Source organism: Bradyrhizobium sp. USDA 4503, assembly GCF_054055815.1.
Genome location: NZ_JBSRXS010000001.1, coordinates 6,193,475 through 6,205,925 on the forward strand (window position 1 = coordinate 6,193,475; position 12,451 = coordinate 6,205,925).

The following is a 12,451-nucleotide window of genomic DNA, read 5'->3' on the forward strand; positions in this document are numbered from 1 at the left end:
TGGGTCCTAATCGGCGTGCAAGGAACCAAATGCAGATCGATGCTCTTGAACTCTTGCCCGTCTCGACCCGATCCCAAGGCTCAATCCCGAGGCTTATCCCGAGGCTTCGCGCGCCAATGGGGATGCAGGGCGGGCGATGGATTGTAGGCAGGGAGAGGTGTCGATGACGGAGCCGGACGTTCGCAAGGGGATGCCGCCGGTCAAGCTTTCGCGCGATGAATTCGAACGGCGCTACCGCAAGCGATTTGCCGATCCGGTCTTTCAATCCATGCAGACGGAGCTTGCGACGATCATCGCCGGCGCCTGGGACGCCTATCGTCATTCGCGCAAGGCGCCGGTTACCCGCAAGGCCGGCCCCGGTTTTGCCGATCCCGACTATGATCTCGCGGTCGATTGGCTGTCCGCGCGCGATGCCATCGATGAAGCGCAGCGCAGGCACGACGATCCAAACGAAGCGCCGCATATCCTGCTGATCAACGGCTCCTCGCGCAGCGAGCACACGTGTCCCGGCGAGATGTCCAAAAGCTGGCGCATGGTCGAGATCGCCGAGGCCGCCTTCCGCGAGATGGGCTTGGCGGTCGATGTGCTCGATCTGTCGCGGCTGACGTCCGAGTTCGGCAGGGAGATTCACCCCTGCAAGTCCTGCGTCTCCACCTCGATGGCACTCTGCCACTGGCCGTGCAGCTGCTATCCAAACTACTCGCTCGGGCAAACCGACGACTGGATGAACGAGATCTATCCGCTGTGGGTGCGCGCGCACGGCATCATGATCATCTCGCCCGTCTACTGGTACCAGACGCCGACCGGACTCAAGGCGATGATCGATCGCCTGGTCTGCGCCGATGGCGGCAATCCCGATCCGACCTCGACCCACGGCAAGACCGCGAGCGAAGCCAAGGCGCTCGAACTCGCATTTGCGCGGCCGGCATTTCGGCATCGTGGTCCACGGCGACAGCGTCGGTGCGGAAACATGCCGCCGCTTTCTTGCGGACTGGCTCACCGACATGGAGTTGATCTCGGCCGGCGGCAGGGCCGAGATCGATGGCTATGTCGGCTACATGAAGCCCTATGCGACGTCGCATCGCGATCTCGACGAAGACAAGGCCTTCCAGGAACAGGTGCGCAATGTCGCGCAGGCGCTCGGCGCCGCCGTCGACCTCGCGCGCACCGGGCATCTGGAAGATCCCGGCAAGGGGCTTGAGGACCCGCGGCCGAAGTAGGATGGAATCCGGGTTCCCAAAGGAACGATGGGCCCCCGCTGCCCGTTAGGCCGCGGGAGGAAGTCACAATGCGCTATATTTCGATTGCAGCTCTTGTTGCTGCTGCCGTGATGAGCAGCGGTGCCGCGTTGGCGCAGCATTCCGGTACGCCATCGGAACAGAGCGCGTGCACGCGCGATGCACAGCGCTTCTGCCGGAAGGACCTCGGCAATGACGGCGCCGTGCAGAGCTGTCTCCAGATGAAGCGGGCCAGCCTGAGCCGAAGCTGCAAGAAGGTTTTCGAAAGCCACGGAATGTAACGGTCAACGCGCATGCGACGGTGACGGAGCGTGGTGTTCGAACCTGCGAGCGTGGCGGTGCGGCAGCGACGAGGCGTCTGCGCGCGGTACTGACGAAAGCACGCAACGCGGACGGCGAAATCGTGCAGGCCTGACGCTTTGGGTGCGATCGGCGCCCGGCTTTCCCTGCGCGCTCTGCCAACGGAGAGGGCGGAACGAAGAGCAAAGCTCGGACAAATCATGTCGCGAGAACGTTGTGGTGTGACTCACAGACCGCGCCACACACTCAATGTCGTCCTGGCGAAAGCCAGGACCCATTACCCCAAATGAGAGTTGTTGCGCGACGCTGGGGCCACGATCCCATTCACGATCAAGTTCGGTGGTTATGGGTCCCTGCTTTCGCAGGGACGACGGCTGGAAATAGTTTGCGCTACAGCAGCATTGCGACAAGCGGCAGCGAGCTGTCTTCGCGCAGACGCGCCCCGCCTACTTCACCGCCGAGAAGCGGGTGTCGAACGAGTTGGTCTGCACGACAGGCGCGGAGCCGGCGAGTTGGGTCGACGACGACGGGGCCGGTGCGGCGGCTGCGGCCGTGGTCACTGCCGGCTTCGGCGCGGGCTTGGCGGCCTGCTTCGGCTCAGCCTTGGGGGCGACGCGAACCACCGATTGCGGCTTGGCCTCGGCGACCTTCGGCTTGGCTGGTGCGGCAGCGGCCGGAGCCGGCGCGGTCGTCTTGCTGGCGTCGGCGGTGCCGCCGATCCCGACCTTGCGGGCAAAGCTGGAGAAGAAGCCTTCGGACTTGTCAGAGGCGGATTTGTCAGAGGCGGATTTGTCGGACGCGTTCGCCGAGGCAACGCGGGTGCCGGCTGACGATGCGGTGGACGACGTCGTCGCCACGACCGGCTCTTCCTGCTGGACCGCGAGATTGGGCTTCGGCGGATTGACCGTACCGGGGATCGTGCCGGGCGCGCGCGCCAGCGACATCGATGCCAGCGCCTGGCTGTCGCCGCCTTCGGAGAGGCCGGTGTTTCCTTCCGGAATCTTCGAGGCGAAGATCGCGTTCATGCCGCCGTCGATGCCGGTGTTGAGGCGCGCAACGGGCGTGCCCTTGGATACCAGCTTGGCGGTCTCGGCGGCGTCCTTCTGCTCCTTCTCGTGCACGGCGCTCGCGATCTCCTCGGGGATCACATAGGCCGGGCACTTCGCGGAGGCGTCGAACACCGGATCGCGTGTCGCGCCCGGCGCCTTCACCGCGTCGAACACATACTTCTTCTCGCAGAAGTCGACCTTCGGCTCCTGCTTCGTCACCTCGAAATGATCGTAGCCTTCCTTGATCATCTTCCAGAACGGCATGTTCGGATTGTTGCGGTGCTTGGCCATGTTCACCGGCGTCATCCGGAACGGGTAGGCCTGCAGCTGGAACGCCTTCTGGCCGCCGAAGAAGGATTCGCGGCCGAGCGAGTAAATCTCTGCGATCTGCTCGTCGGTCATCGCGTAGCAGCCGCGCGAAGAGCAATCGCCGTGCACCATCAGCTGCGAGCCGGTGCGGCCGAGCGCCTTGTCGAAGGCGTTGGGATAGCCGGTGTTGAACGACAGGTAATAGGCCGACTGCGGGTTCATCTGGCTCGGGTTGATCGAGTAGAACCCTTCGGGCGCCTGGCGGTCGCCTTCGCGGACCTTCGGACCGAGGTCGCCCGACCAGCGGCAGATTGGATAGGTCTTGAGCAGCGCGAACTGGCCGGAGCGGTTCTGCTTCCAGACCTCGAGCTCGGCCTCCTGCTTGAACAGCCGCACCAGGATCGGCGACTGCATGTCCATGTCCTTTTCGGTCATGGCAGCGACGAGCTTTGGCGGGACCGGCTGGTTGGCCTTGGCGTTCTGCGCGAGCGAGATCTGGTCGCTGTCACAACCGGCGAGCATGACGCCTGCGGCGAGGACCGCCGAGGTCAGAAGCGCGCGTACGAGCGTGCGATGAGTCAAGTCCGAGCTCCACACCCACCGGGCGATTTTCGCGACCCCAACACGGCGAATATGCCCTGAAGCCATTGTGTAAAATATTAGCCTTCGACGACCCCTGCTCGCAACCTGAACCGGGGCGGACAGCCCTCACGGTAGCAGGCATGGTTCAAGGAATGTTAAAGACCCGGCTCGGGGCCCAATTACGGCAAAATTGGTCGATTTGGACGAAAAATCGGGCGGTTTGGGCGCCTCAGCCGAGCTTGCGGCCGATATCGAGGAATTTCTGGCGCCGCTGTTTGCGAATCGCGTCCGGATCAAGATTTCGTAGGTCGTTGAGCGCCTGGGCGATGGCATCGCCCGTGGTCGCGATCATCGCGCCCGGGTCGCGATGAGCGCCGCCCGAGGGCTCCTTCAGGATCTGGTCGATCACGCCGAAGCGCAGCATGTCCTGGGCGGTGATCTTCATGCTGTTGGCGGCTTCCTGCGCCTTGGTGCCGTCGCGCCACAGGATCGAGGATGCCGCCTCCGGCGAGATCACGCTGTAGATCGCGTGCTCCATCATCAGGACGCGGTTCGCCGTGGTGATGGCGATGGCGCCGCCCGACATGCCTTCGCCGGTGACGATCGCGACATTGGGCACACCGAGCGACAGGCAGGCGTCGGTCGAGCGCGCGATCGCCTCGGCCTGGCCGCGCTCCTCGGCGCCGATGCCGGGATAGGCGCCGGCGGAATCAACGATCGACAGCACCGGAATGCCGAACCGGTCGGCCATCTCCATCAGGCGCACCGCCTTGCGGTAGCCTTCGGGCCGCGCCATGCCGAAATTGTGCTTGATGCGGCTCTCGGTGGTGGCGCCCTTCTCCTGGCCGACCACGCAGATGCTCTCGCCGCGGAAGCGGCCGAAGCCGCCGACCAGGGCCTCGTCGTCGGCGAATTTGCGGTCGCCGGCCATCGGGGTGAATTCGGTGATCAGGCCGCCGATGAAATCGGTGAAGTGCGGCCGCTGCGGATGCCGCGCCACCAGCGTCTTCTGCCACGGCGTCAGATTGGAATAGAGCTCGGTGAGCGCCTGCGCCGCCTTGTCCTCGATCCGCGCGACCTCGTCGCCGATGTCGCTGCCGCTTGCGGCAAGCGCACGCAACTCGTCGATCTTGGATTCAAGCTCGGCGACGGGTTTTTCGAAGTCGAGATAGCTGCGCATCGGGTCGGGCATCAACTCAATATAGGGAAGATCGGTGCGAGGGGCGAAGCGGTTTCGGCGTCGGAAAGAGAAGCTTTGTAACTTCAAACGGTTAACGCGCATCCGGGTGGAATGCACGCTTCGGGATCGCAAGCAAGTGACGCTCTTTCTGCGGAGACGAAGCGGAAGTCAAGGCGGATCAGATGAAGGTATTGAGGTCTCTGGGCTTCGGATCCCTAGGACTTCTCCGCCAACGGGTGCAGGTCGCGGACCAGGCTCTTCAGCCGCTCCTCGACCACATGGGTGTAGATCTGGGTGGTCGAGATGTCGGTGTGGCCGAGCAGGGTCTGCACGATGCGCAGGTCCGCGCCATTGTGCAGCAGATGGCTGGCAAACGCATGACGCAGCACGTGCGGGGAGACCAGCCGCGGCGCAAGGCCGGAGGCGCTCGCGAGCTCCTTCAGATCGCGGGCGAAATGCTGCCGGGTCAGATGGCCGCTCTCGCCGGAGGACGGAAACAGCCATTTCGCCGGCGCGGCCTTCTTCGCCTTCGGCTGCATCACCTCCAGCGCTGCGAGATAGTCTGCCATCGCCTGGCGCGAGGCGTCGTTCAGCGGCACCAGCCGCTCCTTGTTGCCCTTGCCGCGCACCACGATCATCCGCGCATCGCGCCGCGCCGCCGAGACCGGTAGCGACACCAGCTCGGAGACGCGCAGGCCGGTGGCGTAGAGCACCTCGAGCAGGCAATACAGCCGCAGCGCGCGCAGCCGCTGCGCCGGCGAGACGTCGGTCTGGGTCAGTTCCTTGGCGCGGGTCAGCATGCGGTCGACATCGGCGATCGACAGCACCTTGGGCAGGCCGCGGCCGCGCTTCGGGCCGGACAGGATCGCGGCCGGATCGTCGGTGCGGACCCGCTCATTGAGCAGGAAACGGTAGAGATGCCGCATCGCCGACAGCCGCCGCGCCACGCTGGTCGACTTGAAGCCTCTGACATCGAGGTCGGCGAGGTAGCCACGCAGCGTCTCGGTGTCGGCGCTGGTGAAATCGGCGCCGGCATGGGCGAGGTAGTCGGAGAAATCGGTGAGGTCGCGCCGGTAGGCGTCGAGCGTGTTGGCGCCGGCGCCCTGTTCCGCGGCGAGCATGTCGAGGAACAACGCGGTCAGTCTGGCGTCGGAGGACTTGGCGAGGGTCTTGGCGGGATTTTTGGCAGCAGCGGGCATGCCGGAATCATAGCGTCTATTTCTTGAGGAACTTATCCGGTGAGATGGTCACCGTCATTTCCCGCGGCTTCGGGTGCACGAAATTCGCCAGCGCGAAGACGATGCCGTAGCCGATCCCGAAAATCACGGCGACGACCGTCAGGAAGCGGAACAGGCTGGGCATGGAGGCGACTCGGGCGGCGAATTAACCAATGAAATCATCCAACATGTTCCCCGCGCGGTTGCAAGAGTCGCTGGTAAGGGTGTCGCCGGGGGTAGTATAGGTGGCTCGAATTCTGAACAATTCGTCCCAATATCCGAGCTTTTTGATGTCCGACGCAGCCGTCCCGGCGCCCACCCACCCGACCCTGGAGGCCGATATCGCGGCCGCGCTGGGGACGCGGTCGATCGTGCTGGTCGGCATGATGGGGGCCGGCAAGTCGACCATCGGCCGGCGGGTGGCGGCGCGACTCAAGCTGCCGTTCACCGATGCCGACACCGAGATCGAGGCGGCGGCGGACATGACGATCCCGGAGATCTTCGAGAGCAAGGGCGAGCCGTATTTCCGCGACGGCGAGGCGCGGGTGATCGCCCGTATCCTCGGCAATGGCCCGGTCGTGCTGGCGACCGGCGGCGGCGCCTTCATGCGCGAGGAGACCCGCAACCGGATCCGCGACCGCGCGATCTCGATCTGGCTCAAGGCCGACAGTGATATCATCATGCGCCGGGTGCGCCGCCGCGCCGATCGTCCGCTGTTGCACACCCCCGACCCGGAGGCGACCGTCAACCGCCTGCTCAGCGAGCGCGAGCCGGTCTACGGCACCGCCGATTTGACGATTGCCTCGCGCGACGTGCCGCACGACCGCATCGTCGACGAATGCCTCGAGGCCCTGCATGCGCATCTGTGCGGTGCGCGTCCGGCCGACGAGCAACCACCTGTGATGGATTGAACGCGACCTCATGACTGCGCCCTTGAAACATTCCGCCTCAGTTACCGTCGACGTCGCGCTCGGCGACCGCGCCTATGACATCGTGATCGGCCGCGACGTGCTGCAGTCGCTCGGCGAGCGTGTCGCGGCGCTGCGGCCCGGCGTGCGTACCGCCATCGTCACCGACCGCACCGTCGCCAAGCACTGGCTGGAGCCGACCGAGGCGTCGCTCGCCGCCGCGGGGGTGCCGACGTCGCGGATCGTCGTCGAGGAGGGCGAGGGCTCGAAGAGCTATGCCACGCTGACCGAGGTCAGCGAGGCGCTGATCGCGGCGAAGATCGAGCGCAATGACCTCGTGATCGCGCTCGGCGGCGGCGTGGTCGGCGATCTCGCCGGCTTCGCGGCCGCGATCCTGCGCCGCGGCGTCGATTTCGTGCAGGTGCCGACCTCGCTGCTGGCGCAGGTCGATTCCTCCGTCGGCGGCAAGACCGGCATCAACTCGCCGCAGGGCAAGAACCTGATCGGCGCATTCCACCAGCCGGTGCTGGTCATCGCCGACACCTCGGTGCTCGACACGCTGTCGCCGCGCCAGTTCCGCGCCGGCTACGCCGAGGTCGCGAAATACGGCATCCTCGGCGACGAAGCCTTCTTCGCCTGGCTCGAGAAGAACCACACCGACATCTTCGCCGGCGGCGCCGGGCGCGAGCACGCGATCGCAACCTCCTGCCGCGCCAAGGCGGGCGTCGTCTCGCGCGACGAGCGCGAGACCGGCGAGCGGGCGATGCTCAATCTCGGCCATACCTTCGGCCATGCGCTGGAAGCCGCAACCGGCTTCTCCGACCGGCTGTTCCACGGCGAGGGCGTCGCGGTCGGCATGGTGCTGGCGGCGGAATTCTCGGCGCAGCTCGGCATGATTTCGTCCGACGATGCGGGGCGCATCGCGCGTCATCTGTCCGCGGTCGGATTGCCGACGCGCCTGCAGGATATCGCAGGCTTCGCGCAGGAAGGCCTTGCCGACGCCGACGCGCTGCTGGCGCTGATGGCGCAGGACAAGAAGGTCAAGCGCGGCAAGCTCACCTTCATCCTGCTGGAGGCCGTCGGCCGCGCCGTGATCGCCAACAATGTCGAGCCGCAGCCGGTGCGCGACTTCCTGCAAGCCAAGCTGAAGGCCTAGACCGGGATGCCTCTCCTTCGGATCGTCATCCCGCTCTATCTTTTTGATTTGAGCATGATCTTTTCGGGAAACCGCTACACACTTTTCCGGATCACGCTCTAGCCACGGATCAGTTCAGTGGGATGGTTCACCTTCTCGATCGTGCTGCTCTGCCTGTTCATCTCGGCGTTTTTCGCGGCGAGTGAGACGGCGCTGACCGGCGCCTCGCGCGCCAGCATGCTGCGGCTGTCGAAGCAGGGCAACACCGATGCCGGTGTGGTCTCCAAGCTGGTCAACATGCGCGAGCGCATGATCGGCGCGCTGCTGCTCGGCAACAACATCGCCAATATCGGCGCCTCGGCGCTGGCGACCGGCGTGTTCACCGCCTGGTTTGGCGACGTCGGCGTGCTCTATGCCACCGCTGTCATGACCGTGATGGTCGTGGTGTTTGCAGAGGTGCTGCCCAAGACCATCGCGATCAACGCGCCCGACCGCATCTCGCTTTTGGTCGCGCGGCCGATGCGGCTGACAATCTTCGTGCTGGGGCCGCTGCTTACCATCATCGAGACCATCGTGCTGGCGCTGATGAAGCTGCTCGGCATCAAGGTCGGGGCGCATCAGGCGGTGCTGTCGCCGACCGAACGTCTGCGCGGTGCGGTCGATCTGTTGCATCACGAGGGCAAGGTCGAGAAGCAGGATCGCGACATGCTCGGCGGGTTGCTGGATCTCAGCGAACTGCAGGTCTCCGACGTCATGGTCCATCGCACCGAGATGACCATGGTCAACGCCGACCTGCCGCCCGAGGAACTGGTGCGCGAGGTGCTGGCGAGCGAATACACCCGCATCCCGCTGTGGCGGGAGAAGCCGGAGAACATCGTCGGCGTGCTCCACGCCAAGGACCTGCTGCGCGCGATGCGCGCCAACGAGGGTGACATGTCGGCGATCGATGCCTCGGCGATCGCGCTGCCGCCCTGGTTCGTGCCGGAGATGCGTCCGGTCTCCGAACAGCTGAAGGCGTTCCGTCGCCGCAAGACCCACTTCGCCCTCGTGGTCGACGAGTATGGCGAGGTCGAAGGCATGGTGACGCTGGAGGACATTCTGGAGGAGATCGTCGGCGATATCTCCGACGAGCATGACGTCGTGGTCGCCGGCGTGCGGGCGCAGCCGGACGGATCCGTGGTGGTCGACGGCTCGGTGCCGATCCGCGATCTCAACCGTGCAATGGACTGGCGCCTGCCGGACGAGGAGGCGACCACGGTCGCCGGCCTCGTGATCCACGAGGCGCGCTCGATCCCGGAGCGCGGCCAGAGCTTCACCTTCCACGGCTTCCGCTTCCGCGTGCTCCGCCGCGAGCGCAACCGCATCACCGCGCTGCGCATCGTCGCCGTCCCGCGCGAGACCGAGCTGGAGGAGAAGAAGCCGAAGCGGGCGGGGACGGCGTTCTAGTTCGAGTTGGCCAGTCTCCTAGCACCGTCACCCTGAGGAGCGCGCATCGCGCGCGTCTCGAAGGGTCGACGGCCCGGCCGGTGGCCGTGCATCCTTCGAGACGCCGCTTCGCGGCTCCTCCAGCGACAAAGGCGCAGCCTTTGCGCGGGGATGACGGATCAGGCAGCGGCGTGGACCTACTCGATATCGATCGAGATGCCCGACAGCTTCCAGGCGCCGTCGGAAGGGATGAAGCCGAGCTGATACTTCACCTGCTTGGGCGTGGTGTCGAAATGACCCTTCAGCCGCAGCACGCCCTTGTCGTCGATCTTGGCGTCCTCGTCGAGAACGATCGGCTTGGCGACTACGGCGTCGAACACCGCGTGCTTGTCGACCAGATCCTTGAAGATGGTCTTGAGCTTGTCGGGTGGAAACTGGTCGCGGAACGGCTTTGAGATCTTGGCGTGGAACACGGTGAAATTGTTCGCCGCCACCGCATCGTTGAGCGAGACCAGGATGCTCTTGATCAGAACCTCCTGGACGAACGGGCTCGGCATGTCCAGCGCCGAGGCCGGGCGCATCGCGCATATCAGGAGCAGGCCGGCGGCGGTGACGATCGACCGGAAACGTGGCCAGCAACGGATCATCAATGGCCCCATATCATGCGTGGCGGTGCAATCCGTAGTTTCACCTGCTCACCTATGGAGCAGGTCCATCCTGTTCTCATAGAGGAAAACCACCGCTTCGTCTTGAGGCAAGCGCGAACTAGCGCGGCTTTTCCCCGGGGCCGTGGGCGTGGATCGCCAGCGCATGCACCGAGCCGGCGAGTTCCTGCGCCAGCGTCGCATTTATCATGCGATGGCGTTCGATCCGGCTCTTCCCTTCGAAGGCCGGAGACACAATATATACCCGAAAGTGCGTCTCCCCGCCTGGCCTGTGGCCGGCGTGGCCCTCATGCAGATGTGACTCGTCGACGACGTCGAGGCTTTCCGGCAAGAAAGCTTCACGCAACTTGTTTATGATAGCGTCTTTGGTGCTCATGGCGGCGGAGTTAGGTTCGCGACAGCTTTTCGTCAATGGTGCAAGCGGGAAACGAGGTCCGCGCAATGTCAAGACTTGAAGATTTGTGCATTGCGTAGTCAAAGAGAACATGCCGATCGATTCATCAAAATTCTTCGACTCCATTCGCATCAAGCCGACCAAGGTCAGTGCGAAGCGCCAGGCGCAGGCCGGCGAGCAGGCCGTGACCTGCGAGTGGGCGGGTTGCCAGAACAAGGGCGCGCATCGCGCCCCGAAAGGCCGCGAGAATTCACGCGAGTATTGGCACTTCTGTCTCGACCACGTCCGTGAATACAACCAGTCCTACAATTTCTTCCAGGGTATGAACCCTGACGACGTCGCGCGCTACCAGAAGGACGCGCTGACCGGCCACCGTCCGACCTGGAAGATGGGCGCCAACAACGGCAAGAAGGGCGAGAGCGGTCTCGATGCCGCCTCCGATCCGTTCCACGTATTCTCCGAGCTCAACGGCCGCGGCCGCTGGCGCCCCGGACCCGGTGGCGCGGAGCCCAAGCCCGAGACCCGCAAGGTGATGAACGCCGAGCGCAAGGCGCTGCAGGTGATGGGGCTCGGGGCCGAGGCGACGCTCGAAGACGTCAAGTCGAAGTACAAGGCGCTGGTCAAGCAGCACCACCCCGACGCCAATGGCGGCGACCGCTCCACCGAGGATCGCCTGATCGAGATCATCAAGGCGTACAATTATCTGAAGACCGTGGTGCGCGAGGCCTGAAGTCTCTCGTCCTCGTCGCCCCTGCCTAGTGCGCAGTTGCGCACGGAGCTGGGGCCCATAACCACCGGCCGTTATCGTTTGCACAAGATGTCTGCCCGATTGCCCCATCGATGGGCCGCGGCGTGTGGGTCCCGGCCTTCGCCGGGACGACGGCGGAGTGTGTGGCTCCGCCGTCGTAAACGTTGATGCGGCTTAGTTCTCACCCCTTCGGCACCGTCCCGACATAGGACGAGCTCGGCCGGATCAGGCGCCCGGTGCGCCGCTGCTCCAGGGCGTGCGCGGTCCAGCCGGCGGCGCGCGCGGTGGCAAAGATCGGCGTGAACGCCTGTCGCGGGATTTCCAGCCCGTCGAGCAGGATCGCGGTGAAGAACTCGACATTGGTCTCGAGCGGCCGCTCCGGATTCTTTTTCCGCAGCGCCTCGCGGATGTAGGCCTCGACCTCGGCGGCAAACGGCAGGTCGGCGCCACTGGCCTCGAGGCGCTCGATCGCGACCTTCAGCACGTCGGCGCGCGGGTCGCGCACGCGATAGACGCGGTGACCGAACCCCATCAGCCGTTCGCCGTGCGCCAGCGCGCCGTCGACCCAGGGCTTGATGCGCTCGCGCGTCCCGATCGCGTCCAGCATTTCGAGCACCGGCTCAGGTGCGCCGCCATGCAGCGGGCCGGTCAGCGCGCAATAGCCGCCGGTGATCGCCGCGAACAGGTCGGCCTGCGTCGAGGCGATCACCCGTGTGGTGAAGGTCGACGCATTCATGCCGTGGTCGCAGACGGTGACGAGATAGGCGTCGAGCGCTGCCACCTCGCGCGGCTCGACCTTGCGGCCCAGCAGCATCCGCAGCGTGTCGGCGGCGTGGCCGGCATTCGGGTCCGGCGCGATCGGATCGCAGCCCCTGGCGCGCCGGACCAGGGCGCCCGCGATCACCGGGAAGGCGCCGACGATGGTCGCCTCGTGCTCCAGCCCGTTCTCGCCGCGGAGGCCTGCGATCGCGGCCCGGAAGCCGTCGATGATCGACATGCCGCGCGTCGCCGGCAGCAGGTCCGGCAGGCGGGCGAAGGCGCGTTCGCGGGCGGCGCCGAGGCTGGCGCGGACATTGGCTTCACTCAGCGACTTGCCGGTGGCGCCGTTCCACAGCCGCGCCGTGACGCCCTCGCAGCTCGACTTGCCCGCGAGGTCGGCGACGTGCTCGCCGGCGATGATCAATTCGCCGCGCTCGCCGTCGACATGGCTCAACACGGTCTCGGCGGCAGGAACGCCGTCCAGACCGATCTGGCTCTTGGTGAGGTGCATATTCATGGCCTGATCTCCTTGCTTCACCCCT

12 protein-coding genes and 1 pseudogene are annotated in these 12,451 nt (G+C 65.4%); 6 read left to right on the forward strand and 7 right to left on the reverse strand.

Annotation, left to right across the window (positions count from 1 at the left end; all coding sequences use genetic code 11):
* Positions 1-163 precede the first annotated feature (163 nt).
* Both ACVMIH_RS29485 and ACVMIH_RS29490 read left to right on the forward strand, forming a co-directional pair.
* Positions 164-1,220: pseudogene (locus ACVMIH_RS29485) on the forward strand (flavodoxin family protein).
* A gap of 68 nt (positions 1,221-1,288) precedes the next feature.
* Positions 1,289-1,519: a hypothetical protein gene (locus tag ACVMIH_RS29490; protein ID WP_057015635.1), complete on the forward strand. Its 231-nt coding sequence runs from the start codon at positions 1,289-1,291 to the stop codon at positions 1,517-1,519.
* Positions 1,520-1,984: 465 nt separating this feature from the next.
* Here ACVMIH_RS29490 and ACVMIH_RS29495 read toward each other — a convergent pair whose 3' ends face one another.
* The 4 genes from ACVMIH_RS29495 to ACVMIH_RS29510 all read right to left on the reverse strand — a co-directional run bounded on the left by ACVMIH_RS29495 (position 1,985) and on the right by ACVMIH_RS29510 (position 6,020).
* Positions 1,985-3,478, reverse strand: coding sequence for a L,D-transpeptidase family protein (locus ACVMIH_RS29495; protein ID WP_229189795.1), 1,494 nt, complete (start codon positions 3,476-3,478; stop codon positions 1,985-1,987).
* A gap of 229 nt (positions 3,479-3,707) precedes the next feature.
* Positions 3,708-4,670 (reverse strand): acetyl-CoA carboxylase carboxyltransferase subunit alpha, encoded by a 963-nt coding sequence (locus ACVMIH_RS29500; RefSeq protein ID WP_057015547.1) that lies wholly within the window; start codon positions 4,668-4,670, stop codon positions 3,708-3,710.
* A 203-nt stretch (positions 4,671-4,873) separates the two neighbouring features.
* The gene (gene xerD / locus ACVMIH_RS29505) at positions 4,874-5,857 is read right to left on the reverse strand and encodes a site-specific tyrosine recombinase XerD (RefSeq protein ID WP_057015546.1); all 984 of its coding nucleotides are present in this window, start codon (positions 5,855-5,857) and stop codon (positions 4,874-4,876) included.
* Between the two features lie 16 nt (positions 5,858-5,873).
* Complete coding sequence (locus tag ACVMIH_RS29510) at positions 5,874-6,020, reverse strand: histidine kinase (protein ID WP_253638074.1); 147 nt, start codon at positions 6,018-6,020, stop codon at positions 5,874-5,876.
* A gap of 145 nt (positions 6,021-6,165) precedes the next feature.
* Here ACVMIH_RS29510 and ACVMIH_RS29515 point away from each other — a divergent pair, with 145 nt between their 5' ends.
* From ACVMIH_RS29515 to ACVMIH_RS29525, 3 genes are all read left to right on the forward strand, one after another.
* Complete coding sequence (locus ACVMIH_RS29515) at positions 6,166-6,786, forward strand: shikimate kinase (RefSeq protein WP_076824827.1); 621 nt, start codon at positions 6,166-6,168, stop codon at positions 6,784-6,786.
* A 10-nt stretch (positions 6,787-6,796) separates the two neighbouring features.
* Complete coding sequence (gene aroB, locus ACVMIH_RS29520) at positions 6,797-7,939, forward strand: 3-dehydroquinate synthase (RefSeq protein ID WP_456864316.1); 1,143 nt, start codon at positions 6,797-6,799, stop codon at positions 7,937-7,939.
* A gap of 117 nt (positions 7,940-8,056) precedes the next feature.
* Positions 8,057-9,364 (forward strand): HlyC/CorC family transporter, encoded by a 1,308-nt coding sequence (locus ACVMIH_RS29525; protein ID WP_076824825.1) that lies wholly within the window; start codon positions 8,057-8,059, stop codon positions 9,362-9,364.
* Between the two features lie 176 nt (positions 9,365-9,540).
* Here ACVMIH_RS29525 and ACVMIH_RS29530 read toward each other — a convergent pair whose 3' ends face one another.
* Complete coding sequence (locus ACVMIH_RS29530) at positions 9,541-9,990, reverse strand: hypothetical protein (protein WP_456783226.1); 450 nt, start codon at positions 9,988-9,990, stop codon at positions 9,541-9,543.
* Positions 9,991-10,108: 118 nt separating this feature from the next.
* Positions 10,109-10,384 (reverse strand): BolA family protein, encoded by a 276-nt coding sequence (locus ACVMIH_RS29535; protein WP_028338206.1) that lies wholly within the window; start codon positions 10,382-10,384, stop codon positions 10,109-10,111.
* Between the two features lie 109 nt (positions 10,385-10,493).
* Between ACVMIH_RS29535 and ACVMIH_RS29540 the strand changes: the two genes are divergently transcribed.
* Positions 10,494-11,132: a J domain-containing protein gene (locus ACVMIH_RS29540; RefSeq protein ID WP_028338207.1), complete on the forward strand. Its 639-nt coding sequence runs from the start codon at positions 10,494-10,496 to the stop codon at positions 11,130-11,132.
* Positions 11,133-11,331: 199 nt separating this feature from the next.
* Here ACVMIH_RS29540 and ACVMIH_RS29545 read toward each other — a convergent pair whose 3' ends face one another.
* Positions 11,332-12,426 (reverse strand): citrate synthase/methylcitrate synthase, encoded by a 1,095-nt coding sequence (locus ACVMIH_RS29545; RefSeq protein WP_456864318.1) that lies wholly within the window; start codon positions 12,424-12,426, stop codon positions 11,332-11,334.
* Positions 12,427-12,451 lie beyond the last annotated feature (25 nt).

Excerpts from the sequence above, each read along its gene's own strand:
- ACVMIH_RS29490 (WP_057015635.1), top strand. The coding sequence starts at position 1,289 with ATGCGCTATATTTCGATTGCAGCTCTTGTTGCTGCTGCCGTGATGAGC.
- ACVMIH_RS29500 (WP_057015547.1), bottom strand. The coding sequence starts at position 4,670 with ATGCCCGACCCGATGCGCAGCTATCTCGACTTCGAAAAACCCGTCGCC.
- xerD (WP_057015546.1), bottom strand. The coding sequence starts at position 5,857 with ATGCCCGCTGCTGCCAAAAATCCCGCCAAGACCCTCGCCAAGTCCTCC.
- ACVMIH_RS29510 (WP_253638074.1), bottom strand. The coding sequence starts at position 6,020 with ATGCCCAGCCTGTTCCGCTTCCTGACGGTCGTCGCCGTGATTTTCGGG.
- ACVMIH_RS29515 (WP_076824827.1), top strand. The coding sequence starts at position 6,166 with ATGTCCGACGCAGCCGTCCCGGCGCCCACCCACCCGACCCTGGAGGCC.
- aroB (WP_456864316.1), top strand. The coding sequence starts at position 6,797 with ATGACTGCGCCCTTGAAACATTCCGCCTCAGTTACCGTCGACGTCGCG.
- ACVMIH_RS29530 (WP_456783226.1), bottom strand. The coding sequence starts at position 9,990 with ATGATCCGTTGCTGGCCACGTTTCCGGTCGATCGTCACCGCCGCCGGC.
- ACVMIH_RS29535 (WP_028338206.1), bottom strand. The coding sequence starts at position 10,384 with ATGAGCACCAAAGACGCTATCATAAACAAGTTGCGTGAAGCTTTCTTG.
- ACVMIH_RS29540 (WP_028338207.1), top strand. The coding sequence starts at position 10,494 with ATGCCGATCGATTCATCAAAATTCTTCGACTCCATTCGCATCAAGCCG.
- ACVMIH_RS29545 (WP_456864318.1), bottom strand. The coding sequence starts at position 12,426 with ATGAATATGCACCTCACCAAGAGCCAGATCGGTCTGGACGGCGTTCCT.